The 24,212-nt window shown below is 68.6% G+C and carries 26 protein-coding genes; 11 read left to right on the forward strand and 15 right to left on the reverse strand.

What is annotated here, in order from left to right:
• The first annotated feature begins 32 nt into the window (after positions 1-32).
• On the forward strand, positions 33-710 hold the full coding sequence (locus ACFWUU_RS21110; protein WP_380177399.1) for a peptidyl-tRNA hydrolase: 678 nt from the start codon (positions 33-35) through the stop codon (positions 708-710).
• Here ACFWUU_RS21110 and ACFWUU_RS21115 read toward each other — a convergent pair.
• The 4 genes from ACFWUU_RS21115 to ACFWUU_RS21130 are packed head-to-tail and all read right to left on the reverse strand — an operon-like array spanning position 700 to position 2,689.
• Positions 700-1,287, reverse strand: a complete 588-nt coding sequence (locus ACFWUU_RS21115) for a dihydrofolate reductase family protein (RefSeq protein ID WP_380177401.1) — start codon at positions 1,285-1,287, stop codon at positions 700-702. The two genes, ACFWUU_RS21110 and ACFWUU_RS21115, sit on opposite strands and share 11 nt — an antisense overlap.
• A 2-nt stretch (positions 1,288-1,289) precedes the next feature.
• On the reverse strand, positions 1,290-1,889 hold the full coding sequence (locus ACFWUU_RS21120) for a dihydrofolate reductase family protein (RefSeq protein ID WP_380177403.1): 600 nt from the start codon (positions 1,887-1,889) through the stop codon (positions 1,290-1,292).
• Positions 1,890-1,892: 3 nt separating this feature from the next.
• Positions 1,893-2,363, reverse strand: coding sequence for an SRPBCC domain-containing protein (locus ACFWUU_RS21125; RefSeq protein ID WP_137258792.1), 471 nt, complete (start codon positions 2,361-2,363; stop codon positions 1,893-1,895).
• Positions 2,360-2,689: an ArsR/SmtB family transcription factor gene (locus ACFWUU_RS21130; RefSeq protein ID WP_380177405.1), complete on the reverse strand. Its 330-nt coding sequence runs from the start codon at positions 2,687-2,689 to the stop codon at positions 2,360-2,362. The genes ACFWUU_RS21125 and ACFWUU_RS21130 overlap by 4 nt, the downstream gene beginning before the upstream one ends.
• 123 nt (positions 2,690-2,812) lie before the next feature.
• Here ACFWUU_RS21130 and ACFWUU_RS21135 point away from each other — a divergent pair, with 123 nt between their 5' ends.
• Genes ACFWUU_RS21135 through ACFWUU_RS21145 form a run of 3 tightly spaced genes read left to right on the forward strand, consistent with a single transcriptional unit; the run spans position 2,813 to position 4,157 of the window.
• Positions 2,813-3,037 (forward strand): hypothetical protein, encoded by a 225-nt coding sequence (locus ACFWUU_RS21135; RefSeq protein WP_130441176.1) that lies wholly within the window; start codon positions 2,813-2,815, stop codon positions 3,035-3,037.
• Complete coding sequence (locus tag ACFWUU_RS21140; RefSeq protein WP_380177407.1) at positions 3,037-3,519, forward strand: Clp protease N-terminal domain-containing protein; 483 nt, start codon at positions 3,037-3,039, stop codon at positions 3,517-3,519. The genes ACFWUU_RS21135 and ACFWUU_RS21140 overlap by 1 nt, the downstream gene beginning before the upstream one ends.
• Positions 3,519-4,157 carry a DUF998 domain-containing protein gene (locus tag ACFWUU_RS21145; RefSeq protein WP_380177409.1) on the forward strand — a complete coding sequence of 213 codons (639 nt, stop codon included), beginning with the start codon at positions 3,519-3,521 and terminating at the stop codon, positions 4,155-4,157. Before ACFWUU_RS21140 ends, ACFWUU_RS21145 begins: the two co-directional genes overlap by 1 nt.
• Here ACFWUU_RS21145 and ACFWUU_RS21150 read toward each other — a convergent pair.
• Genes ACFWUU_RS21150 through ACFWUU_RS21160 form a run of 3 tightly spaced genes read right to left on the reverse strand, consistent with a single transcriptional unit; the run spans position 4,154 to position 6,482 of the window.
• A complete protein-coding gene (locus tag ACFWUU_RS21150) occupies positions 4,154-5,665 on the reverse strand; it encodes a multicopper oxidase family protein (protein ID WP_380177411.1) in 1,512 nt (503 codons plus the stop codon). The genes ACFWUU_RS21145 and ACFWUU_RS21150 overlap by 4 nt on opposite strands.
• Positions 5,662-6,093 (reverse strand): hypothetical protein, encoded by a 432-nt coding sequence (locus ACFWUU_RS21155; RefSeq protein WP_380177413.1) that lies wholly within the window; start codon positions 6,091-6,093, stop codon positions 5,662-5,664. The genes ACFWUU_RS21150 and ACFWUU_RS21155 overlap by 4 nt, the downstream gene beginning before the upstream one ends.
• The gene (locus ACFWUU_RS21160) at positions 6,090-6,482 is read right to left on the reverse strand and encodes a hypothetical protein (RefSeq protein ID WP_380177415.1); all 393 of its coding nucleotides are present in this window, start codon (positions 6,480-6,482) and stop codon (positions 6,090-6,092) included. Before ACFWUU_RS21160 ends, ACFWUU_RS21155 begins: the two co-directional genes overlap by 4 nt.
• A gap of 589 nt (positions 6,483-7,071) precedes the next feature.
• On the opposite strand from ACFWUU_RS21160, the gene ACFWUU_RS21165 reads away from it, so the two are divergent.
• Positions 7,072-7,416 (forward strand): hypothetical protein, encoded by a 345-nt coding sequence (locus ACFWUU_RS21165; RefSeq protein WP_130441164.1) that lies wholly within the window; start codon positions 7,072-7,074, stop codon positions 7,414-7,416.
• Between the two features lie 315 nt (positions 7,417-7,731).
• Here the strand turns inward: ACFWUU_RS21165 and ACFWUU_RS21170 are convergent, their stop codons facing one another.
• Both ACFWUU_RS21170 and ACFWUU_RS21175 read right to left on the reverse strand, forming a co-directional pair.
• Positions 7,732-7,944 (reverse strand): hypothetical protein, encoded by a 213-nt coding sequence (locus ACFWUU_RS21170; RefSeq protein ID WP_137258798.1) that lies wholly within the window; start codon positions 7,942-7,944, stop codon positions 7,732-7,734.
• Between the two features lie 73 nt (positions 7,945-8,017).
• Entirely contained in the window at positions 8,018-9,055 is a 1,038-nt protein-coding gene (locus tag ACFWUU_RS21175) for a LacI family DNA-binding transcriptional regulator (protein WP_137258799.1), read from the reverse strand.
• 100 nt (positions 9,056-9,155) lie between these two features.
• On the opposite strand from ACFWUU_RS21175, the gene ACFWUU_RS21180 reads away from it, so the two are divergent.
• Positions 9,156-9,860: a copper homeostasis protein CutC gene (locus ACFWUU_RS21180; protein ID WP_380177417.1), complete on the forward strand. Its 705-nt coding sequence runs from the start codon at positions 9,156-9,158 to the stop codon at positions 9,858-9,860.
• The gene (locus ACFWUU_RS21185; RefSeq protein ID WP_380177419.1) at positions 9,857-10,123 is read left to right on the forward strand and encodes a DUF4031 domain-containing protein; all 267 of its coding nucleotides are present in this window, start codon (positions 9,857-9,859) and stop codon (positions 10,121-10,123) included. The genes ACFWUU_RS21180 and ACFWUU_RS21185 overlap by 4 nt, the downstream gene beginning before the upstream one ends.
• A gap of 19 nt (positions 10,124-10,142) precedes the next feature.
• On the opposite strand, the gene tuf is transcribed toward ACFWUU_RS21185, so the two are convergent.
• Positions 10,143-11,330: an elongation factor Tu gene (tuf, locus tag ACFWUU_RS21190; protein ID WP_134107448.1), complete on the reverse strand. Its 1,188-nt coding sequence runs from the start codon at positions 11,328-11,330 to the stop codon at positions 10,143-10,145.
• A gap of 280 nt (positions 11,331-11,610) precedes the next feature.
• The gene (locus ACFWUU_RS21195) at positions 11,611-13,992 is read right to left on the reverse strand and encodes a hypothetical protein (protein WP_380177421.1); all 2,382 of its coding nucleotides are present in this window, start codon (positions 13,990-13,992) and stop codon (positions 11,611-11,613) included.
• 143 nt (positions 13,993-14,135) lie between these two features.
• Between ACFWUU_RS21195 and ACFWUU_RS21200 the strand changes: the two genes are divergently transcribed.
• Positions 14,136-15,053, forward strand: coding sequence for a Gfo/Idh/MocA family protein (locus ACFWUU_RS21200; RefSeq protein WP_380177423.1), 918 nt, complete (start codon positions 14,136-14,138; stop codon positions 15,051-15,053).
• Here the strand turns inward: ACFWUU_RS21200 and ACFWUU_RS21205 are convergent.
• Positions 15,037-17,283 carry a PQQ-binding-like beta-propeller repeat protein gene (locus tag ACFWUU_RS21205; RefSeq protein ID WP_380177425.1) on the reverse strand — a complete coding sequence of 749 codons (2,247 nt, stop codon included), beginning with the start codon at positions 17,281-17,283 and terminating at the stop codon, positions 15,037-15,039. The two genes, ACFWUU_RS21200 and ACFWUU_RS21205, sit on opposite strands and share 17 nt — an antisense overlap.
• 97 nt (positions 17,284-17,380) lie before the next feature.
• A complete protein-coding gene (locus ACFWUU_RS21210; protein ID WP_130441146.1) occupies positions 17,381-17,692 on the reverse strand; it encodes a helix-turn-helix transcriptional regulator in 312 nt (103 codons plus the stop codon).
• An 89-nt stretch (positions 17,693-17,781) separates the two neighbouring features.
• Here ACFWUU_RS21210 and ACFWUU_RS21215 point away from each other — a divergent pair, with 89 nt between their 5' ends.
• From ACFWUU_RS21215 to ACFWUU_RS21225, 3 genes are read left to right on the forward strand one after another with little or no spacing between them, the layout of a single operon-like run.
• Complete coding sequence (locus tag ACFWUU_RS21215) at positions 17,782-18,972, forward strand: MFS transporter (protein WP_380177427.1); 1,191 nt, start codon at positions 17,782-17,784, stop codon at positions 18,970-18,972.
• A gap of 31 nt (positions 18,973-19,003) precedes the next feature.
• On the forward strand, positions 19,004-20,002 hold the full coding sequence (locus ACFWUU_RS21220) for a hypothetical protein (RefSeq protein WP_380177429.1): 999 nt from the start codon (positions 19,004-19,006) through the stop codon (positions 20,000-20,002).
• Between the two features lie 2 nt (positions 20,003-20,004).
• Positions 20,005-21,390, forward strand: coding sequence for a hypothetical protein (locus ACFWUU_RS21225; RefSeq protein WP_380177430.1), 1,386 nt, complete (start codon positions 20,005-20,007; stop codon positions 21,388-21,390).
• Here ACFWUU_RS21225 and ACFWUU_RS21230 read toward each other — a convergent pair.
• Positions 21,376-23,385, reverse strand: coding sequence for a HelD family protein (locus ACFWUU_RS21230; RefSeq protein WP_380177432.1), 2,010 nt, complete (start codon positions 23,383-23,385; stop codon positions 21,376-21,378). The genes ACFWUU_RS21225 and ACFWUU_RS21230 overlap by 15 nt on opposite strands.
• A 38-nt stretch (positions 23,386-23,423) precedes the next feature.
• The gene (locus ACFWUU_RS21235) at positions 23,424-24,212 is read right to left on the reverse strand and encodes a phosphatase PAP2 family protein (RefSeq protein WP_380177434.1); all 789 of its coding nucleotides are present in this window, start codon (positions 24,210-24,212) and stop codon (positions 23,424-23,426) included.

Consider the following 24,212-nt stretch of genomic DNA (forward strand, 5'->3'; position numbering starts at 1 on the left):
GAGCCAACCTACAGCCCTGGCAGACTCGCGGCGTGGAACAAGTGCTGACTCTCGTGGTGCGAGTCGAGAAGAATGCGCGGCCCGCGCAGACCGATGCGCTGGAGACGGCGGCTCGTGCGGTGCTGGCGATCCTGGCCGACGAGCGGTCGTACGGCGAGGGCGAGTGGGCGTCGGCGATGGGCGCCTGGCAGGACGACCGGATCCGCAAGATCGTCAAGCGCTCCCGCGGCGCGGAGTGGCGGCGTGCGACGGGCGTGCCGGGGATCACCGTGCTGGGGAGTGGAGCGGGTGCGGAGGAGCCGGCGAATGTCGCCGAGGTGCGGGTCTTCCCGCCGACGGCGGTGGACGCCGTACCGCCGGAGCTCGCCAATCTGCAGGTGAGCGGCACCGACTTCGAGGACTCAGCCGCTCTACCGCCGCTCGTGCCCGGCGTACCCCTCCTCTGGGTCAACCCGGCCTTGGAGATGTCGAGCGGCAAGGCGATGGCGCAATGCGGTCACGCGGCCCAACTCGCCTGGTGGGATCTCTCGGACGAAGCTCGCAAGGAGTGGGAGGCGGCGGACTTCGCGCTGGCCGTCCGTACGGCGACCCCCGCGCAGTGGAAGCGCCTCCTACGAAGCGGCCTCCCCGTGGTCCAGGACGCCGGCTTCACCGAGGTCGAACCCGGCTCCCGCACCGTCATCGCCGACCACCCGCGACTCACCGGATGACGCGGTAGTGGAGGTGGGTGACTCGGTTGCCTTCTACTACGCGGGGGTTGTCGAGGAGGATCTCGGGGCCGAGGTAGTCGCCGAAGAACTTGATGCCGGTGCCGAGGAGGGCCGGCACGAGGTTGTAGGCGATCTCGTCGACGAGGCCGGCGGCAAGTGCCTGGCCGGTGAGGTTGCCGCCGGTGACGCTGATGTCGTGGTCGCCGGCGTACTCGCGGGCCTGCATGATCGCCTCCTCGATGCCGTTGACGAACGTGAACGGCGCGTCCGGGAACGGCCAGTCGGTCGGCGGTTCGTGGGTGACGACGAAGACGTGCTCGCCGACGGCGGGTACGCCGTTCCAGCCGTTGGTGATGTCGAACAGCCGGCGTCCGATCACACACGAGCGGACGTTCGGCCAGGACGCGTTGATGTAGTCGGCGCTCGCCCGGCTGAGGTGGAACGGCCGTCCCGGGTCGGACCCGTAGACCTCGACCGGCCCGTTGTTGTACCAGTCGAACAGCGGCCCGACCGCATCCTCGATGTCCGCGACGAACCCGTCCAGCGAGACCGCCGCGGTCGCAATAACGTTGCCCATGGCTACTTCACCACCCGATACGTCAGGTGTTGCGCCGACGGTGTCGAGACAGCGTCGCTCAGCTCCAGCGCGTAACCCGGCGCGGCGCCGGCCGGGAACAGCCGGGTCCCGTCGCCGAGTACGAGGGGCGCCAGGTGCAACCGCAGTACGTCGGCGAGCCCGGCCGCGAGCACCTGATGGCAGATCTGTCCACCGCCCATCACGACAACATCCTTGCTGCCGGCAACTTCCAGCCCTTGGGCGACTGCGTCCGACGGGGTGGACACGAACCGGAACCGGTCGCCCAGACGAGTCTTCTCCGGCGGCGTGTGGGTGACCACGAACACCGGCGGATTCACCTCGCCGGTCGGCTTCGCGCCGTACCCCATCTCCTCGCTCCATCCACCGGGGGCGTCGATGATGTCGAACAGGTTCCGGCCCTGGATCACCGCACCGGTCGTCTCGAAGGAGGCGTCCAGTACGGCGCGGTCCGCGTCGGTGCCGTGGAAGACCCAGTCGTGCAAGGCCATTCCGCCGTCACCGAGCCCGTTCTCGAGTCCCACGTTGGGCCCGGTGACGTATCCGTCCAGTGAGACCGAGATGTCCACAACGACCTGGCTCATCAGTCAGCTCTCCTTCGCGAGCAGTTCGGCGAGGCGGTCCATCGAGTCGTTGATGCCGCTCTCCATGCCGTACTCGATCGACTGGTCGCGGGCGTCGACCGACGGGAACACCGACTGCTGGTGCAGCCGTACGCCGCTGTCGGTCGGCTCGAGCGTCATCTTCTCGATGCAGACCTGGCCCGGCGCGCCTTCCCACTCGAAGGTCTGGATGATCAGCTTGTCCTGCTCGACGGAGTGGAAGACGCCGCGGAACGCGTACTCACCGGAGTCGTCGCGGTGGATGTAGCGGTACGTGCCGCCGGGGCGTACGTCGTACTCCTCGATGGTCGCGTCGAGATCGCGCGGGCCGAGCCAGTCGGCCACCAGGTCGCGGTCGGTCATGATCCTGAACAGCTGGGCCGGCGTGGCGGCGAACTCCCGGGTGACTTCGACGAACGGGGTGCCGGCCGGGGTGTTGATGACAGTGCCAGTCATGCTTCGTGCTCCTTCAGTAGGGCTTCCATCCGGCGGAAGCGGCGTTCGGTCTCGAGCCGGTAGTTGTCGATCCAGCTCGTCAGTGCTTCGAGGGCTGCCGGGACCAGGTGGCACGGGCGGCGCTGGCCGTCCCGCGTCCTGGTGATCAGCCCGGCGGCCTCGAGCACCTGGATGTGCCGCGACACCGCCTGCTTGGTGATCGGGAACGGTTCGGCCAGCTCGTTCACTGTGGCCGGTCCGCGCGACAGCCGCGCGATCATCGCCCGCCGGACCGGGTCGGCGAGTGCCGCGAACGACCGGTCGAGCTGATCATCATCAACTGTCATGTTTATCAACCATTCCTTTGATCAACCGATGTGTTGACTATAGGAACGCTGTGCGGGGCTGGTCAAGGGGGAGTCTTAGCAACCTTGGTTGACAGTTCCGTGTTGTCAACCTAAGTTGCTTACATGACCGAGTTGGTGGATCCCGAGGACCCTGCGGCCGGGCTGGCTGCGGTGGTGGCGTTGCGTCGGCTGGCCGACCGGCTGGAGGACAGCCAGGTGGAGCGCGCGATGCGGTCCGGCTGGAGCTGGGCCGAGGTGGCCGAGGTGCTGGGGGTCACCCGGCAGGCCGTGCACAAGAAACATGCCCGGCGGCTGCTCGCCGCCGGCGTTGCCCTGAGGAGGCGCTGATGTCGACCGATGTTCGCTCGATCCTGGTGCGGTCGGCCCGCGCCGAGGCCCGCCGCGACGGCTCCCGGACGATCGAGGCCGAGCACGTGCTGCTCGCGCTCGCCGGGCAACACGACACCGCGGCCGCGCAGTTGCTGGCCGAGGTGGGGTTGACCGAGGACGCGATCCGGACCGCCCTGAACCGCGAATGGGAGCAGAGCCTGGCCGTCGCCGGGATCGCGGTCCGGATGGGACTGTTGCCAGAAGCAACACCTGAACGAGGCCGCGACCCGCACATCGGCGAGTCGACCAAACTCCTGCTGCACCGTGCGATGGACGCCGCACCGAAACTGGGCGGCGGCCGCATCGGCCCGATGCGCATCCTGGTCGGCCTGCTCGCCACTGAACGTGGCCGCGTCGCCCGGGCCCTCGAAGCCGCCGGTGTAGACCTTATTGCTCTCCGCGGTCGGGCCACCGAAGCGCTAGCGGCGGGAACGCGCTGATGTCTGCGCCGGTGGTCGTCGAGCGTCAGAGCCTGACTGATCGGCTCCTGGCCTGCGGTCTGGTGGCCGGCCCACTCTTCGTGGTCGTGTTCCTGCTCGAGGGCGTGTTCAAGGGCGCTGGGTACGACGTACTTCGGCATCCGGTCAGCTCGCTGGCTCTCGGCGCCGGCGGCTGGGTCCAGGTCGTGAACTTCCTCGTCGCCGGGGTGTTGACGATGGCGTTTTCTGTTGGTGTCTGGCGGTCCGGGTATCGCGTGGGGGCCGTGCTGATCGGTGTGTGGGGCCTGGGGCTGCTCGGCGCGGGCCTGTTCACGACGGATCCGGTGAGTGGCTTCCCGCTCGGTACGCCGGCGACGTCGGACTACACCGCCTCCGGCGCACTGCACGACGGCTTCTCGCTGCCGGCCTTCCTGGCGCTGTTCGTTGCCCAGCTGGTGCTTTCCCGCGGCAACGGCCGGAGGTGGTTGGCGTATTCATTGCTCAGTGCAACGGCGTTTCTGGTCTGCTTCTTTCTTGCCAGTGCCGGCTTCAACCAGACGGCCGGGTTGGTTGCGGTCGGCGGGTTGTTCCAGCGGCTCGCGGTCGTCATCGGCTGGGGATTCACGGTCGCGCTCGCGGTGCGGTTGCGGCGTACCTAGATCGTTTCGAACGCGGCCATCATGGCCATGTCCTCGTGTTCGAGGTTGTGGCAGTGGATCAGGTACTTGCCTTTGTGGGCGGTGAACTTGACGAGTACCTCGACGACCTCGGCGGGGCGGATGTCGATGGTGTCCTTCCAGCCGTGGTCGAACTCTGCGAGCTTGGCCTTGCCGCCTCGGCTGAGCACCTGGAACGGCGCGAGGTGGACATGCACCGGGTGGTGTACGTCGGTGACGAACGTCCAGATCTCGTACTGATCTAGCTTCACCTGCGCCTGCATCACCGCGGGATCGAACGCCTTCCCGTTGATCGTCCACCCCGAGTGGCCGCCACCGCGCCGGAAGCGCCACTCGCGCCGTACGACACCGGTCGGCCGCGGCGTCACGGCGTACGACGAGAGCCTGGCCGGGACGTTGCTCTCGTCAACGGCCTTGCGGGCGACCTTGAAGCGCATGACGTTGGCGTTGTTGTCGAGCTTGTTGACGAGCGTGACCTCGTCGCCCGGCTGGTACTGCGAGAAGTCCACGATCACGTCGAACCGCTCGGCCGGCGCGATCACGATCGTCTGGTGTTCGACCGGCACGTCGAGCAGGCCGCCGTCACTGCCGATCTGGACGAACTTCGCCGGTCCGCTGCTGAAGGCAAGTTCGTACCTGCGGGCGTTGCTGGCGTTGAGAATGCGGAAGCGGTAGCGGACGGCGTCGACCTCATGCACCGGCCAGGGCGCGCCGTTGACCAGCGTGACGTCCGCGAGCACCCCTTCCATGTATGCGGATTCGACGCCGGGGTCGTCCTTCGCGGCCGGGTACAGGAACGAGCCGTCGGCGTTGAACGCGCGGTCCGCGATAACGAGCGGGATCTCGCGATCGCCGTTCGGCAGCGGGAGGTTGTCCTCCTCGTCGTCGCGGATGAGGTGCAGACCGAACAGCCCGCGATAGACCTGTGGTCCGGTGTAGTCCATCGTGTGGTCGTGGTACCAGAGCGTCGCCGCGCGCTGGGTATTCGGGTACGTGTACGTACGACGGCCCATCGTCATGTCGCCGCCGCCCATCATGTGATGGTCGCCGTGCTCGCCGCTCGTCGGCATGATGAAGTCCAGCGGCCAGCCGTCGCTCGGCGCCGGAGTGTGGCCGCCGTGGAGGTGTACGACGGTCGACACGTCGAGCTCGTTGACCTGCTCGACGACGGTCGTGCGACCGCTGCGTACGTCGAAGGTCGGCCCGGGGAACAGGCCGTCGTACCCCATCACTTCGGTCTTTAGGCCGGGGAGGATCTCGAGACTCGCCTTGCGCTGGACGACCCGGTAGTAGTCGGCCTTGGCGTCCGAACGGATCGGCTTCTTGACCGGCGGGATCGGGAGCGGGACCTGGAACGGCGCGGGGAGTTTCGCCTTGCTGCGCAGGAGTTCTCCGGCTTGTGCGGGCTTGGCTTCCTGGCCGCAGCTGGTGAGCGTGACGGCTGCGGCACCGGCGCTGGCCGCCAGGAACCCCCGGCGGGACATCTTCATCGCTTGGCCTCCCGGCGACTCAGGCGTGCAGTGGAACGGAACGACCAGACCGTCATCCAGACGACGGCGGTGACGATGGCGGTGCCGAGCGGGACGTGTACGGCGAAGTTCTGCGCGTACCCGAAGGTGAGCTGGACGAACTCCGCGATGACGAGTGCTGCGGAGGTGATGGTCGGCCAGAGTCGACCGTGGCCCGCGATCGTGTAGCACGCGGCGACGATCGTCTGGAGGAACGCGACTATCCAGACGGATCCGCCGATGGTCGCGTGGATGTCGGTCATCGCGTCGACGTTGCCGGCGAGGAAGTAGCCGGCGGCGATCGGCTGGGCGACTATCAGCGCGGCGTGCAAGACGAGAGTGATGCGCAGCAGCTGGAGGGCCGCGCGCGGACGGCGTACCTTCGTCGGCTGCTCGAGGGTGGCGGTCATGCGGCCACCTCTTGACGGTCGTCGTGCTGGCTGCGGACCCGCTGACGATTGATCCAGATCGCGAGGGCGACGGTTCCGGCGACTAGCGCGATGCCGAGCGGGATGTGGATCGCTAGCTGGCGGCTGCAGCCCATCGAGACTTGCACGACTTCGCCGACGAAGATGAGCAGGCTCATGATCGCGGCCGTTGGGCGTCCGCCGGTACGCCACCAGATTGTTGCTATCAGCAACTGCGCCAGGCCGAGGAAGACGATCGCCAGACCGGTGGGCTCGTGCATCCGCATTCCGCTCGGCGAGCCGTCGAGATAGATCCCCGCGAATACCGGCTGCAGACAGATCGCTACGGCATGCAGCCCAGCCGTCACCCGGAGCACCATCAAAGCCTTCATGTAGACAGACAATAGTAGCCTGGCTACATGTAGGGCAATCAGGTATTACCCGGAGGTGTTCCCCCGCGTGCTCCGCAGGCGCTTTCTTCGTCGCGATGCTCCTCAGCGCGCCCGCTCCGCACGCACCCCGCCCACCCCCGGCTCAGCGCCGTGCATCCCCATCCGGCTATCGCCGGGTCTTCCGGCTATCGCCGGACGTGGCCGGCTATCGCCGGACGTGGCCGGCTATCGCCGGACGTGGCCGGCTACCGCCGGCGAGTTGCGAGCTGCCGCTCGCGGTCGACTGCCGAGGTGATCCCGCCGACTCGCTCGGCCGGAGGTAGCTGCCACGCGCCGGCTACGCGAGCTCCTTCGTCGCGCGCTACGCAGGCGCTCTCAAGGTGGAGTCGTCGGCTTGATCGCGATCGGCTACGCGGGTCTGTAGCGCCGAGCTGTGGCGGTGGGCCTCATCGGGGACCTCGCGGACCGGTTGGCGCACGTCGGCCTGCCCGCTGCGCCCCGGATCGTGGTCAACCGCGACGCCGAGCTGCTGGGCTTCGGAGATCCTGTGATGGGGTTTTGTCGGTGTTGTCTGGCACCCTGAAGGGCGATGAACGAGCCAGGGGTGTTGCTGACTGCGCGGGCGATGGTGCTGCACGACCTCGCCGCGCGGGGCTTTGACGATGCGGTGATGGTGTCGCTGCTGGAGGACGCCGTTGCCGGTCGTCAGTGGTGGCTGGACCAGTGGCCTGACGGCGCCGAGCACATCGCCGGGCTGGTCGCGCAGGACGTGCAAGATCGCCTGGTCGACTCCGGAGTCCGCTGGCCACGCTGCACCGCGTGCGACGACCTCCACGACCACGAGCTCCGGATAGAACCAGAGCTCGGCCCGGACCCCCACTGGGTGTGCGAACGAGCCGGCATCGCAGTCGCCCCGCTCGGCCACTTGACCTAGGTAGTTCCGCCTGATCCGTCGAGAGCACCGGCGTAGCGTGCGACGAAGGAGCTCGCGTAGCCGGGGCGTGGCAGTCGCCTCCGGAGGAGCGAGTCGGCGGGACCACCTTCGTAGTCGACCGCGAGCGCCAGCGAGCCACGTCCGGCGGTAGCCGGAAAGGATGCACGGCGATGAGCCGGGGGTGGGTGGGTGCGTGTGGAGCGGGTGCGCTGAGGAGCGTAGCGACGAAGAAAGCGCCTGCGTAGCACGCGGGGGCAGACCCACCAGCAGACCAAACCCCACGGCCTTTGCAGGACGTGGGGTTTGGAGGGTAGATCAGCCGAGGGCGGTTGAGCAGGTCGGGTCGATCCGGTCCGCCAGCCGCAGTTCGTGCCGGGCTGCGGTTCGCAGTACGGCGCTCAGCCGGGTGCGGATCGCCAGGGGGCGGCGGGGTTCGTCGTACTCCTCCTGGGGAGCGTTCGGAAGAGCGGACTGGGCTAGGTTGCGGGCGTTTTCGACCGCGGTGTTGCCGGGGATGAAGTACGTCATGGTTCTGCTCCCTCCTGAGAGCGTGTTTGATCAGCCCGGGAACCGGTCGGTTCCAGGGAGGTGTGTGGAGTTGTCAGCGCTTCGGAGCCGGTCCGCTGCTGGAGCGGACGATCAGCTGCGTCGGCATCAGTACTTGGCGCTCGGTGGATGACGGGTCCAGTAGGATCCGTCCGACCCGGCGTCCTTTGTCCTTGATCGGCTGGCGGACCGTGGTCAGTCCGGCAGGTTCCGCGGCCGGGATGTCGTCGAACCCGGCCAGGGTCAGATCGCGACCCGGGGTGAGGCCCCGGACCTTCATCGCTTCCATCGCGCCGAGCGCCTGGACGTCGCTCAGTCCGACGATCGCGGTCGGCCGGTCCTGCGAGTCGAGCACGTACTCCGCGCCTCGCACTCCGGACGCGAACGCGTTGTGCCCGCCCGAGACGATGCGCAGCCGCGCGTCCGGCATCGTCTTCTGCAGGCCGCGGATCCGCAGCTCGCAGTCGGTGTACCCGACCTCGTCGAGCGTCAGCTCGACCGGGTGGCCGCCGGCGGCCTGGGCGTTGTCGACGAGTACGACGACGTCGCGGTGACCGAGCCGGGCCAGGTGCTCGCCCAGCTGCGCGGCCGCCTCCACCTCGTCGATCGCGACCCAGGACAGGTCCGGGTGGTCGCCCCGATCGGTCGAGACGGCAGGGATCCCGCGGTTGGCGAGGATGTCGAGCGCTGGATGCCCGCCCGGTACGCAGAAGATCGCCGCCGCGTCGATGGCTGCCTGCTGTACTGCGTTGCTCCCGCCGGCGATGTCGGTCGAACTGAGCGGCATCAGCAGCAGGCTGGTGGCGAACTCCTCCGCGACCTCGGCGAGCCCGGCCAGGAAGCCGACCGCGTACGGGTCCGAGAAGGCGTAGGCCAGTTTGTCCGTGAAGAGCACCCCGACCGCACCGGCCTTGCCGCTCCGTAGAGCGCGGGCCGAGGCGTCCGGTCCGGCGTACCCGAGCTCGTGGGCGGTGGCCAGGATCCGCTCGCGGAGCGCGGTGGAGAGCTGGTCGGGCTTGTTGTACGCGTTGGAGACGGTCGACGGCGACACGCCGACGGCCTTGGCCACCGTCTTCAGCGTCACTCCGGCCATCTCCCTCACCTCTTCTGTATCGTTCTTCTAAATCGATCTAGAAAAACGATACAGAAGGTCGTCGGAGAGTGCAACAGCAATATGGGAGATGATGGCCCGCATGGGTTCGTTGCTGGAGATCATCGCGTTGCATCCGGCGGACGCGGAGGCGGCGCAGGAGGGTGGGGCGGACCGGCTGGAGCTGTGCGCCTCGATGGAGGCAGACGGGCTGTGCCCGTCGGTGTCCACGGTCAGTGCGATCCGGCGGGTCACCGATCTGCCGTTGCGGGTCATGCTGCGGCTGGAGAACTCGTTCACCACCAACGGCGCCGAGCTGAACCGGCTGACCGCCATGGCGCAGTCCTACCTGTCTGCCGGAGCGGACGGCTTCGTGCTGGGCTTCCTGACCCCGGACAACCAGGTGGACGTCGAGTCGGTGCCTGCGCTGACCAGCACGTTCGCCGGTACGCCGTGGACGTTCCACCGCGCTATCGACGCAGTGCTCGAGCAGCAGCGGGCGTGGACTGCGCTCCGCACACTGCCCGGACTGGACTGCGTCCTGACGGCCGGCTCTTCGATCGGCGTCAGCCACGGGCTGGACGACCTGTGCAAGCTGGCCAAGGAGGACCCAGCTGTAGCCGGCGTGATGATGGCCGGAGGCGGTCTGCAGCCGGAGCATGTCCCGTGGCTGTTCCAGAGCGGCGTACGCCGGTTCCACGTCGGTACGTCGGTCCGCCAGGACGGCTCGTGGACGAAGGCGTACGTGAACTCCCGGTTCGTCCGCTCCTGGCGCAACCTGCTCGACGCCCAGGACGCCCGCGAATGATCCTCATCGACCCACCCGCCTGGCCGGCCTGGGACAGAGTCTGGTCCCACCTGGTCAGCGACGAGTCCTACGAGGAGCTCCACGCGTTCGCGAAGGCAGCAGGCATCCCGTCCCGCGGCTTCGACCGCGACCACTACGACGTACCCAGCGACAAGTACGACGACCTCGTCGCCGCCGGCGCCGTACCGGTCTCCAGCCGGGAGCTGGTCCGCCGGATCACCGCGGCGGGACTCCGGCACAGGAAACGGCCCCCGACCGAGTAGATCGGGGGCCGTTCGTTGTTCAGTCGAGCAGTTCGGTCACGGTGCCGGCGGCTACGGTGTGGCCGCCTTCGCGGACCGCGAATCCGAGGCCGACGTTCATCGCGATCGGCTTCTCCAGCTCCACGCCGAGGTCGATCGTGTCGCCGGGCATCACCAGGGTGATCTCACCGAGGTCGATGCCGCCCGACACGTCCGTCGTACGGAAGTAGAACTGTGGGCGGTAGTCCGCGGCGAACGGGGTGTGCCGACCACCCTCGGCCGTGGACAGTGCGTGCAGGGTCGCCCGGAACTTCCGGTGCGGCTGCACGCTGCCCGGCAACGCCACCACCTGGCCGCGACGGACCTCGTCGCGCTTTACGCCACGCAGCAGCACCGCCGCGTTGTCGCCCGCGTCCGCGGACTCCAGCGACTTGCCGAACGTCTCCATACCGATCGCCGTACTGGTGACGGTCGGACCGAGGCCGACGACCTCGACCGCGTCGCCGAGCTTCAGCGAACCGCGCTCGACCGCACCGGTGACCACTGTGCCGCGGCCGCTGATGGTGAGCACGTTCTCGATCGGCATCAGGAACGGCTCGCCCAGCTCACGGTCCGGCACCGGCACGTAGCTGTCGACTGCGTCCAGCAGCTCACCGATCGCGGCGGTCCACTTCGGGTCGCCTTCCAGCGCCTTCAGACCGGACACGCGTACGACCGGTACGTCGTCACCCGGGAAGCCGTACTCCGACAGGAGCTCACGGACCTCCAGCTCGACCAGGTCGAGCAGCTCGGGGTCGTCGACGGTGTCCGCCTTGTTCAGTGCGACCACCAGGTACGGCACGCCCACCCGGCGCGCGAGCAGCACGTGCTCCCGCGTCTGCGGCATGGCGCCGTCCTGTGCGGAGACGACCAGGATCGCGGCGTCCACCTGCGCGGCGCCGGTGATCATGTTCTTCACGTAGTCGGCGTGCCCGGGCATGTCGACATGCGCGTAGTGACGGGTCGCGGTCTCGTACTCGACGTGCGAGATGTTGATCGTGATCCCGCGCTGGATCTCCTCCGGCGCACGGTCGATCCCGTCGAAGGCGACGAAGCGGTTGACACTCGGGTCGCGCTCCGCGAGCACCTTGGTGATCGCGGCGGTCAGCGTGGTCTTGCCGTGGTCGACGTGACCCATCGTGCCGATGTTGAGGTGCGGCTTGGTCCGCACGAACTGGCTCTTGGCCATGAGTTTTCCCTTGTATGTCAGAGGATTCGATGAGAGCCAGGACCCTCCGGCAAGCCCTCCAGTGCTGTCACCGCGTGGAGGGGGCCGGTCTCAGGCCACCCTCCTCCGCGGGTCCTGCGCAGCAGGAGGAGGGTCAGCTTCGAGTGCCGGTGGCTGAATCGACTGACAACGCCCACGTGGGAGCGCCCGTCAGGCCCTTGCCTGACAGGTCGAACTCGGAAACCACGTAGGACATGCGGATCACGGTAGATAAGAACCGTGCCGACGGCAAAGTAATTCCCTAGTTGAGCGCGAAGAGCCGGGTGCCGTCGGAGAAGACTGGTCGGGCGGCGGCCACAGTGACCGCCGGTTTGTTGCAGGTGACCTCTTCGGACTTCGCGACCGGCTGGGCGTTGACGCTCGGCAGGATCGGTCGGGGCTGCACACCGGTGGTGCCGATCATGACGGGGGAGCAGCTCCCGTTCGGCTGCGGCATCAGCGTGACCACGCGCCCGTCCGGCAGCAGTCCGAACCCGTTCCGCGGGTACTCCGGTTGCTGCAGCTTCGGCGGCACCTGCAAGAGGTGGTGCCACTGCGGCGTGCCATCAGCAGGGCTCGACGACGACACGTCGTACGTCTGCGGCTGGCCGGGGTCGTTCCCGGTCCGGCACGTCACCAGTACCAGTGACGCATGCGTTGCCGCCAGCTGCGCGTCACACGACGACGAGCCGAGCCGCGGTCGCGGCGTACCCGGCACGGGCGTGGTCCAGATGATGCGGCCCTCGCCGACGTCGACGCTCCACTGGTACAGCGTCCCGCCGGCCGCGCCGGTCCAGATCAGCCCCGACACCTCACGGGTGTCCGGTACGGCGACCAGGTCCCCGACCCAGGTGGACGGGTCCAGCTCAGCACTCAGGTCGATCCGCGCACCCAGGTCGACCTCCCAGCGCTGAGCGCCGGTCTTGAGGTCCAGTCCGCGTACGACGGCGCTGTTCCCGGCACACGCGTCCACGACGACCGCCTGGTCGCCGATCAGCTCGCCCTGGGTCACGTTGCAGCGCACCTGCGCGCGCCAATGCGTCGGGCTGCTGACGCCGTGCGCGACGACGTAGTTGCCTTCAGCCACGAGCAGCTGGTTCTCGTCGACCGCCAGCGCCGTACCGTCGGTGTGAACCTCGGTCAGCACCTTCCCGCTCACCGCATCCAGTACGGCGTACGTCGGAAGGTCGATACCAGCGGGCTCGCGGTACGCCGAGTGCGGGAGATGTGCGGCGATCGTCCTCGTGTCCGCCGACACCAGCAGACCCTTCGCGCCACCCGACGCGGCGTCCTGTACGTCGGCACGCGAGTAACGCCAGCGGATCTGGCCAGTGGCCGCGTCGGACATCACCACGCCGTCGGACCGCAGTTCGGCGACTCCACCCGCCGTACCCGTGATCGCACCGGTCGCTGGGACCTCACGGCTCCACGCCAGCGTCCCGTCGAGTTGCACGGGCAGTTGGGTCGGCTCGATCGTGGTCGTCGTACTGACTGTGTTCGCGGTCTCCAGCCGGGCCTGCACGAACGGCTCACCGGCCGACACGACGACCCACGCCAGCAGCGCACCGCAGATCGCGGTCGCGCCGACGCCCAGCCAACGCGGAGGAGCCTGCGCGTACGGCGGTGCGAGGCGCAACCGTCTCGCCAGCGCCAACAGCGCGCCGGCCAGCACCAGGGCCACCGAAGCGAGCATCAGGTACGGCCAGCGCTCCGACATGGCTGCACCCGGCTGTGCGGCCGGCCAGCGCCACCAGCACAAGCCGATCGCGACTACACCGACAACCGCGAAGACGACCGCCGGAACGCTCACCAGCCGCTGCTGCGTACGCCGGAACCACGCACACGTCAGCGCGGCCGCCACCGCCGTACCGGCGATCGGAGCCCAGACCGGGAAGCCGCCGGCGTCGGTGGGGTCGGCCGGCCACTTGGCGGCCGCACCGAGACCGCGGCCGAGGAGGACCGAGGACGCGACGACCGAACCGAGGGCAGCACCGAAGTAGATGATCGGGATCAGCCCGCCGATCGGTCGGGCCGCCCTAGGGCCCAGGGATCCGACCTCCCGGGTCAGGTTGTCCCGGGCGGGTCGTTCCCACTCCTCATGACCTCTCGGTGTCGCGTACAGGCGCGTCTCGCTCAGGCCCTGCAGGAACGTCATCCGGCCGCGAGCGAAGTCCCGGTCCGCGATGTGCCCGTACTCCTGCCGGATGCCGGCGGCGTACTCGTCGTAGCGGTGCTGCGGCAGGCTCAGGATCCGCAGATCGGCGTCGCAGAGCACGGCTCCGTTGCGGTCGTCCGGCGCGCAGTCGTGCTTCGCGGTCAGCCGGACCAGGCGGCCGATCTCCTCGACCCGCGCGGCCTCGACGCCGTACGCCGCCAGCTCGAGCTCGGCCAGCTGGGCCGAGACCTCCTCGTTCTCACCGGGGTCGGCCTGCGGGTCGTAGATCGCGTCGTGGAACCAGGCCGCCAGCCGGACCGTGTCCGCGTTGTCGGCGTACTCGGCCAGATCGTCGATCGTCTCCAGCACCTCGGTCAGGTGGCGCTGGTCGTGGTAGTGGCGATGTTGCTCTGCGTAACGAGCCAGCAGGTCGTCGCCCAACGGCTGGGCGTGCGGCAGCAGGCGATTCCACTGGTCGCGCAGGTCCATGGCTATGGAGTCTGGCACCCCGCAGGAGCCTGTACCGACCGATCCGGGGTTCCCGGATAGGGTCGTGGCCAAAGCGATATCGGCTCGTCACCTGACCGGTTCGACAGGTGCGTCCGGCATCGAATTCCACCGGTGGAATTGCGGTGCAGATCACACTTTCGGCCTGGGAGGGCGAGATGCGGTTCGGTCTGGTGGGGACGGGCGGGTGGGCGGCGCGCACGCACGCTCCGGGGCTCACGGCGGCGGACGGAGTCGAGCTGGCCGGCGTCTGGGGCCGGCATCCGGAGAAAACGGCCGCCTTCGCGGGTGAGTTCGGGCTGGCGGCGTACGACGACTACGCGGAGTTACTCGAGTCGGTCGACGCGGTGGCGTTCGCCGTACCGCCGCGGGTTCAGGCGTCGATGGCGCTCGAAGCGGCCGCGGTCGGGAAGCATCTGCTGCTCGACAAGCCGGTGTCCGACTCGCTGGACGACGCCCGCGCGCTGGTCGACGAGGCCGAGGACGAGGGCATCGCGTCAGTGGTGTTCCTGACCCAGCGGTTCGAGCCGCCGATGCGGACGTTCTTCGCCGATCTCGCCGCCACCGGTGGCTGGAAGGGCGGCTGGAGCCGGATGCTCGCCTCGCTGGACGCGCCGGGCAACCCGTATGTGAACTCGGTCTGGCGGCGTGAGCAGTGGGGGTCGCTCTGGGACGTCGGCCCGCACGCGCTGTCCAACCTCACCTCGATGCTCGGTCCGATCGGCGAGCTGCGCGCCGTCGGCGGCGAAGCCGGTCTGATCCACATGGTCATGACCCACGAGTCGGGTGCGACCAGCACCGTCAGCATCACGCTGTCCGCCCCGCCTGCAGGTCGGAACTTCGAGACCGGCGTCTGGGGCGAGTCCGGTACGGCGCTGCTGCCGGAGCGCACGACCGCCGCCGCGGACGCGCTCAGCCTCGCTGCGGAGGAGCTGGTCGTGGCAGCTGAGTCAGGTGAGTCCCACCCGACCGACGTGGTCTACGGCACCCACATCGTCGAGCTGCTGGCCTCCGCACAGAAGCAGCTCAGCGCAGGGCGATGACCGTGTCCGTGCCGGACGTGAGGACCAGGTTGCCGATGGCACGCGGATCGCGGTTGCAGGAGATGCCGGTCGGCAGGCGGACCTGACGGAAGCCGGTCTGGCCGATGACGTTCGCGATGCAGCCGGTGGCGCCACGGCCCAGTGAGATGACGCGACCGTCCGCAGTCACCGTGACCTTCACGCGCGGGCTGACGGGTGCCTGGGTCTGCCAGGCGGTCAGACCGGTGTTGGCGTCGATCGCCGTGACGATCGTCTTGCGGTTCTCCAGACTGCTCGGGCCGGGGCAGTCGACGACGATCAGATACTTGCCAGCGGAGTTGAGGAGGGTGCGGCAGGACCAGGTCCTCGGTACCTCCCAGCGCCAGCGGACGTCCCCGGTCCGCGGCTCGATCGCCGTCAGTGCCGCTGGTACGTCGGAGTCCCCGCCTGGCTCGGCCACGACCACCAGGCCGGCGACTACTACCGGCCGTCGGTACGTGTCGGACGTCTTCGTCCACAGCTTCTTGCCGGATTGGACGTCCAGCGCGGCCATCTCGTCGGGGCGGTCGTCGCAGGTGTGACTGACGAACGTGACCACAGTCTCGGCGGTGGCAATCGCGCCCAGGTCGGTGCAGTCGCCTGAGTCGTACGTCCAGCGTTCGTGGCCGCTCGGGTCCACGCCGTGCAGCTTGCCGGAGCGTTCGCCGGTCAGGAGAGGCTGGGACTGTTGGATGAACCTGTCTCGCGTCCGGCCGGGCCACGCGGCCTTGCGCTGGCCGGTGTTGGCGTCGAGCAGGAGGTAGCCGACGTCGGCGAACTGGGCCAGGACGTAGTCGCCGTTGCCGGTCGCCGCGATGACTGGCTTCTCGTCGGAGTCGGATCGGCTGTAGCGCCAGCGCAGTTTGCCGGTAGCTGCGTCGAGCATCTCGACCACGCCGCTCGGGCGGGGGATCGCAACGCCGTACCGGGTGCCGATCGCTTCTTCTGCGCCAGTACCGACAACCGACTCACTGACCCACGCGACGCTGCCGTCGAGGACGGACGGAACAGCCTTGCCCGCTTCGTCTGGTGTCCCCTCGACTCGTTCGTTCGAGCCGAGCACGTAGCCGCGCGAGAGCGGCTGGATGATCAGCAACAGCGTGAGAGCGACCACCGCCGGTGCTGCGAGCCAGGCGAGTTGCTGGCCCAGATTGCGCGCGGGGAGGAAACGGGCCGTCCTGGTGCGGAGCAGCGAGGCGACGAGAGCCGCAGCGCTTGCGATCAGCAGCAGGAGCAGCGCGGAGATCATCAACGGGACGCGGAGGCCGACGCCGACGGCAACGTTCGTCCGGGGTGCTTGCGCCCAGGCGACGAGCAGTCCGGTCACTGCGATCGCCAGTACGGCGCCGGCGATGAGGCGGGCGCGCTGGCTGGCGCTACGGGCGCAGCGGAACAGGATCGGTGCGCTGAAGAATGACAGGACAGCCAATGCGATCGGTGGCCAGCCGGGTTCGTCCTGCGTCGGTGGGGTTTGCCAGGAGGCACCAGAGGCTGCGATCGCCACGACGGCGGCAGCAATCGCCGTGAAGGTGGCAGTCGCGGTCAGTGCGGCTTGTTGCCAACCACGCCATGGGGCGGGGAGTTCGCTGTCGAGTCCGGCCAGCTCTGACTCGAGGTTGACCCGGGCAACCGGGCCGAGCCGTTGGCGCGCCAGCTGCGTGCGGTACAGGTGGCCGTCGAGCAGTTCGCGCACTTCGTCGTACCGGCGCTCGAGTGCGGCCTTGCGGTCGGTGGCGTCGCGTCGTACCTCGGCGGTGTGGACGGCGTACCGGCTGGGATCGGAGGCGAGGATCGCGTTCACCGCGTCGAGCAGCACGTCGCCGTTCGCGTCGCGGCGGGGTGGGGCGTAGGCATCGGGTGGCGGTGCGGCGAGGTCACCGGTCAGACGGATCAGCCGGGCGACCTCGGCGATGCGGATCGGCGGTACGCCGTACTGCGGGAGGAGTTGCTCGGCCAACCGGGCCGAAGCCTCGGCGTCCTCGGCTGGGGTCCCGCCCGGCTCGTGCACCGCGCGGTGGAACCAGGCCGCGAGCCGGACGCTGGTCGGGTCGGTGGAGAGCTGGATGAACGAGTCCAGTGCGGTGAGCACGATGGCGAGGTACTGGTCCCGGTACGCGCGGCGGTTGCGGTCGACGTACCGCGCGATCAGCTCGTCCGCCAGCGAGGCAGACCCGGGCACCAGGTCAGCCCACCGCGCCCGAAGCTCCACCACTGCTTCAGTCTGCCAGCAGCACCTCTACAACCAGCCCTCGATCACCCCACCGCCACCTTGCGGTTGGCGTGCAGGTTCACCGGGTGTGTGCAGGTGGTTACTGCTTGGCGGACAGGATGCCTGTCAGCAGGCCCGGGTAGAGCGCCTCGAGGTCCTCGCGGCGCAGGATGCTGATCCGGCGGGTGCCGTCGGTGTGGGTGGAGAGCACGCCGGCCTCGCGGAGCGTCTTGAGGTGGTGGGCCCGGGTCGACGCGGTGACGGGGAGCTCGATCTCACCGCAGCAGACACCTGCCGGATTGTCGGCCAGTGCACGGACGATCGTGAGCCGGACAGGCTCGCCCAGCGCCTGCAGAACCGCTTCGACGCGGATCTCTTCCCGCTCCGGCTGCGGGAGAACCTTGGTGGCCATGTATCCATAGTACGACGTCGGTCGAAGTTCGATGGAGATCGTAGTACGATGACGATCGAACTAGTGAACCTCTTCCCGGAAGGCCTTCGATGTCCGCACGGATCTACCTGCTCGGCGCCGGTGCGTTCGCGGTCGGCACCAGCGCGTACGTCGTGTCCGGTGTGCTCCCCGACGTCAGCTCCGAGCTGCATGTCTCGCTGACCGCCGCGGGCCAGCTCGCCACCGCGTTCTCACTGTCTTATGCGATCGGTGCGCCGATCCTGTCCACGCTGACCGGCCGGTGGGAGCGCCGTACGCTCCTGATCGCTGCACTGGTCCTGGCCGCGCTCGGCAACCTGATCGCCGCGCTGGCCGTCAACTACCCGATCCTGATCGCCGGCCGGGTCGTAGCCGCCTTGGGTGCCGCGATGTACACGCCGGCGGCCACGCTGTTCGCGACCAGCCTGATGCGACCGGAAGAGCGAGGTAGAGCAGTCGCCATCGTCTTCGGCGGTCTGACGTTCGCTCTGGTGCTCGGCGTACCTGCCGGCACGTTGCTCGGCCCGAACCTTGGCTACAAGGGCGTCTTCGCACTCATCACTGCAGTCGCCGTACTGGTCGCGATCGCCGAGCGGGCCGCATTGCCAACGGTCGACGCGCCTCCAGCGGTCAGTCTGCGCGAGCGCTTCGCCGGCGTGACCGATCGGCGCGTGCAGATCATCCTGGCGATCACAGTCCTCGCAGTGCTCGCCGCCTTCAGTGTGTACATCTACATCGTCCCGCTGCTGAAGCACACCGCCGGGCTGACCGGCAACGCCACCAGCCTGCTGCTTCTGCTGTACGGCGTGGGCGCGGTCATCGGCAACTTCCTCGGCGGACGGGTTACGGACCGCTTCGGCAGTCTCCGTACTCTGGCCGTCCTCATGATCGGCATCACCGCCGTCCTGGCGACGCTCGACGTCACGCTGACGACCGAGGTGGGTGCCGGCGCCGCGCTCCTGGTGTGGGGCATGCTCACCTGGTCCTTCAACCCGCCCATCCAGAACCTGTTGCTGGAGCTCGGTGGCGGCCTGCTCATCTCGCTTAACGCGTCCGCGATCTACCTGGGCGCCGGACTGTCGGCCATCGTGGGCGGACTGGTGATCCAGTCGTTCGGTGTCGGCTACCTGCCGGTGCTGGCGAGCGCACTGTCGCTGGTCGTGCTCGGCCTGGTCTACGCGCTCTGGCGTGACTCCGCACTCCAGCGGGTCGAGGAGCTCGAGCGCGACGAGGACATCTTCATCACAGCCGCAGCTGACTGAGGAGGACCTGCTGTAGGGCAGGCTTCTGCCCATGCGTCTGCTTGCCGGTGTGCTGTTGCTCGCCTCCACTCTGACGGGCTCCAGCGATCCGGCGGCAGTGGTCGACGGCTGGAAATCCTCACCGGTGTACGTCGATCCGGCACAGCGGTCGCTGGTACCGGACAAGGACGCCGCCGAGCTGGCTGAACGGGTGAGCGGGCACGACCCGGCGATTCGCATCGCGGTCGTGCCCGCCGCCGTACTCCAAGCCGGTGATCAGAGTGCGGCGGCCCGCGCGTACGTCGACCAGCTGGTGGATCGGCAGCAGGCGGATGGTATCTACCTGGTGGTGTTCGGCGGCGCGATCAGCTGGGGGAGCGCGGTCGGTGTCGACACCCCGATCGCGGAGATCCTCACCGACGAGCTCGGCAAGCACAGCCGCTCGGATCCGGTCGGCACGCTCAACGGTGTGCTCGACCAACTCGACGTACCGAAGGCATCGAGTGGTCCGCCCGGGTGGCTGTGGCCGCTGGTGATCGCGATTGTTGTGCTGATCGCCGGCGGGCTGGCGCTGCGCTGGTGGAAGTCGCGTCCGCGCAAAGACGAAGGTCCTGCGCTCTACCGGCCGTCGTACGAGGTGTTGCCCGACGAGGTGGACACGCTGGACGAGCGGCGGGCGACGGCGCGTGAGGACGTGACCCGGTTCGGTGAGGAACTGGATGCCGCGGACGTGCGTCTGGATGGCATGGACACCGGGGCCGACGTGCAGGCGGCGATGGATGCGTACGCCGATGCGGGTCGAGTCGTCGACGGCGAGCCCGACGACGACAAGCTGCGCGAGGTCCGGGCCACGGTCGAGTACGGGCGCTGGCGACTGGCCTGCGCACAGGCGAAGGTCGCCGGTACACCTGCTCCGGCCCGCAGAGCCGCATGCTTCTTCGACCCCAGCCACGGCACGTCCGTGACCGACTGGATGTACACGCCACCCGGCGGCAAGCCACGGGAAGTCCCGGTCTGTAGCGGCTGCCGCGACCGCCTCTCGGGAGGATGACGATGAAACGTCTGCTCGGTGCGTTCGCCATCATCGCTCTGTCGGCCCTGCCTGCGTTGCCTGCGCACGCGGACACGGATCCCGACGCCTACATGAACGAGGTGGCCAGCCACCTCGGCGACACCGGCGTCTGGGTCGACCCGGACGTGAAGGAGTTGACGTTCAGCGAAGTCGCCACCCTCGACGCCGCCGCCAAGAACGCGTCCGCTCCGATTCGGATCGCCGTCATTCCAGCAGCCAAGTTCGACCTGGCCTGGGACGGTGAGGAGATCGCAGACCAGTTGTACGACCGCGTCGGCGTCGAGGGCGTGTACGGCGTACTGGTCGACGCCAACTCGCAGTCCGCCGGCCGCGGGTTCCATGCCGTTCAGCGGGCCGACCACGGACCGACGTACAAGGTGGGGGACGCGGTCGACCAGGCGGTCGACTGCTGTGCACCCGACTACGAGCCGATGCTCGAACGGTTCATCCAGCGTGCTCAGGTGGTGGACAAGCCGTTCTACGTCGACGCCGCGCCGTACGCCGGTGGTCTGGCCGGGGTGATCGGGCTCTGGTACGGACTGACCGCTTGGGGAGCTCGCAGGACCCGGCGGCAGGACGAGAAGACGCATCTCAACGTGACCAGGCCTCTGCTCGACGAGGAGATCATCGCGCTCTCGCAGCAGGTTTCCGCGTTGCCGACGGTGTCGGACCCGCAACAGTCCAAGTTGTCGAAGGACGTGCTCGACACGGTCGAGAAGGCGCGGCACCGGCTGGACGAGGCCAAGGGTGACAAGGACATCGAGGCGGTCACCACGCTGCTCGGCTCCGCCCGCTACGGGATGGTGTGCCTGGATGCGGTGCGTGCGGGCAAGCCGATCCCGGAGCCGACGGCGCCGTGCTTCTTCGACCCACGGCACGGGCCGAGTACGGCGGAGGTCGAGTGGAAGCCTGAGGACGGCGCAGCCCGGGCGGTCGACGTCTGCGCGGCCTGCAAGCGGCGCGACGAGGCCGGTGAGGAGCCCCAGATCCGGATGGTGAAGGGCTGGCAGCTCTCGACGCCGTACTGGGAGCACGCCGAGGACCTCGCTGCGTACGTCGACGGCTACTGGTCGCAGGGTGACGGCCGCGTGTGGTGGTTCCCGGACTCGGACTTCCGGCGTCGCGGCGAGCAGATGCGGTCGCGCTGGCGGGCCCGTCGGCCGGGAGCACGCTTCAGCCGGTTCAGCTCGGACGTAGGTAGCTCCGTCGGCGACTGGGCGGCCTCGTCGAGCAGCAGTTCGAGCGACGGCGACAGCTGGTCCAGCGGTCGGTCGCGGAGGTCGAGTTGGTCGTCCCGCACGCGCTCCAGCGGCGGCGGCTCGTCCCGGCGCTCGTCGCGCCGGTCCGGCGGCTCACGCGGCTTCTAGTACCTCGGGCAGGTCTTCGTTGTGTACGACGACCAGTGAGGTGACCGCACGGGTCAGGCAGACGTAGAGCCGTCGGAGACCGGTCCGCTCGTCGGCCTCACCTGCGACGATGCCGGCCGGCTCCACCAGCACCACATGGTCGAACTCGAGACCCTTGGCGAGAGACGCCGGTACGACGTCCAGGTGGGCGTCCACGTCGTCCTCATCGCCCAGCACCGAGAACGCCATGCCCTGCAGGGCTTTCCGCGTCGCTGCCACCAGCGCGTCCGGCACGATCAGTCCGATCGACCCGGGACGCTCAGACACCTCACGTACGGCGGTGACCGCGGCCGCGAGGCTGTCCGGTACGCGGGAGATCGTCAGCTCACCACGCGCCCGCCGTACTGCCGTCGGCGGCTTGAGGTGCGGCGCGATCGTCGGGAGGAGGCGGGCGGCGTACTCGATCACCTGGCCCGGGACGCGGAAGCCTGCGGTCAGCTCCTCGGTGTGAGCACCGGTCTTGCCCAGGTGCTTCAACGCCTCGTCCCAGGACGGCGTAGCCCACGGCGTGGTGCCCTGCGCGATGTCGCCGAGCACAGTCATCGAGCCGGTCGAGCAGCGTCGTCCGACAGCTCGCAGCTGCATCGCCGACAGGTCCTGCGCCTCGTCCAGTACGACGTGGCCGAGCGACGGCGTACGGTCGACCAGATCGGCGATCTCATCGATCAGAGTGGCATCGGCGACGGACCACTTGGCCGCACCGGCGGACCGCGGCACCTTGTCCCAGATCAGCATCGCCTGCTCGTCAGCGCTGAGGATGCCGTCGGCGTGCTCGGCCAGCAGCTCCGGGTCGGTGAAGAGCCGGAACAGCAGCTTGGCCGGGTCGACGGCCGGCCAGAGCGCCTCGGCGTACTGCTTGACCGGTCGGCTCCTTGCAACAGAGTCCTGTACGCGGTCGTCGGGGGAGTCGCCGGCGGCCTCCATCCGCAGCAGCACCGCGTGGGCCAGTCGTTGCGGCAGCATCGCCCGGCCGGCGCCGTACCGGATGCCGCGGTTGCGCAGCTCGGTGATCAGCTCTTCGGCCTGGTACGCCGCGACGCGCCAGCGGTGCGCTCCCCGCGGTACGACCAGGGACTCCTTGGGCAGGTTCACGTTCGACCAGACGGCCCGGTGCAGTACTTCGGCCATCCGCGCATCGCCCTTGAGTACGTCGACCAGCGCCGGCCCCGGTCCGGCGATCTTCACCCGCGCGACCAGCTCCTCGACGGTGGTCTGCTTCGCCTCGATCTCACCCAGTGCCGGGAGGACGTCGCCGATGTAGCGCAGGAAGCTCGCGTTCGGTCCGACCACGAGCACGCCGGCCCGGCTCAGCTGGTCCCGATATGCATAGAGCAGGTACGCCGCTCTGTGCAGCCCAACTGCTGTCTTCCCCGTGCCAGGCGCTCCCTGCACGCAGATGGTGTCGTCGACGCCGGCCCGGACGATCACGTCCTGCTCCGGCTGGATCGTCGCGACGATGTCACGCATCGGACCAGAGCGCGGTCGCTCGATCTCCGCATCCAGGATGTTGCTGTGCTGCTCGACCTGACCGCTGGCAGTCAGGTCCTCGTCCTCGAACGCCGTCATCTCGCCGTGCGTGAAGCCGAACCGCCGACGGACCCCCACGCCCATCGGCTCGGTCTTGCTGGCGCGGTAGAACGGCACCGAGATGTCTGCTCGCCAGTCCACCACCAGCGGCTCGCCCAGCTCGTCGTTCACGTGCCGGCGGCCGATGTGGAACGTCTCGTCGGTCGGCTCGATGTAGTCCAGCCGCCCGAAGAACAGCGGTACGTCCGGGTCGTCCTCGAGCTCCTTCATCCGCCGGAAGATCGCGGCCATCAGGTACTCCTGGTTGACCCGGTCCGCGCTGTGGACCTCCAGCGCGCCGGTCTTCTCCCGCATGACCGCCAGCGCGGCCCGGGAGATCTTGAGGTAGTCCTTCTCGGCCTGGAGGGTGTCAGACGTATCGGGGGGCATGCAGAAACCTCCGGCAGCAGTGGGGGAGCCCAGCTACGTTACTTGAGCACCTTCCGCGGTGGTACCGAATTACGCGAGCGCGGCCTGTCGGCGTGCAGCCCGGACCGGAGCAGGAGCGGCAGGCTGGCCGCGAGCAGGAGTAGCGCGACGATGCCGTCCAGCCAGTAGTGATTGCCGGTCACCACGACCACGCTGAACGTGATGATCGGGTGCAGCAGCCACAGCCAGCGCCAGCGCGACCTGGTGATCAGGATCATCGACAGCGCGATCAGGGCCGCCCAGCCGACGTGCAGGCTCGGCATCGCGGCGAACTGGTTGGCCGGCCCGCCGGTGTGGTCCGGGCCGTACACGGACTGACCGAACTGCAGCCCGGTGTCGATGAAGCCCGGCATCATCCGCGGCGGCGCCAGCGGGAACACGATGTGACCGACCAGTGCGAGTCCGGTCAGCGACACCATCGTCCAGCGGACATGTGAGTACGCCTTCGGTCGCCAGATGCTCAGCCAGAGCAGTACGGCGGCGGTCAGCGGTGCATGCACGCTCGCGTAGTACAGGTTGGCGCCTTGGACCAGGTGGGGGAACTGCAGCGCCCACTGCTGGAGCGTGGCCTCGTTCGGCAGGTGCAGCCAGTTCTGGAACGACAACACCTCGTGTGCGTGGTCGAACGCGGAGCCGGTATGCCGGGCCGCGATCTGCCGGCCCGCACTGTAGACGAGGAAGAGGGTGGCCAACAGGACTGCTTCCCGGACCACCCTCCAGAAGACCTGGACCCCTCGTTGCTGCTGTTCGCCACCCTGCCCCACCCGCTCCAGCGCTTCGATCCCCAT

Source organism: Kribbella sp. NPDC058693, assembly GCF_042715335.1.
GTDB lineage: Bacteria > Actinomycetota > Actinomycetes > Propionibacteriales > Kribbellaceae > Kribbella > Kribbella jiaozuonensis.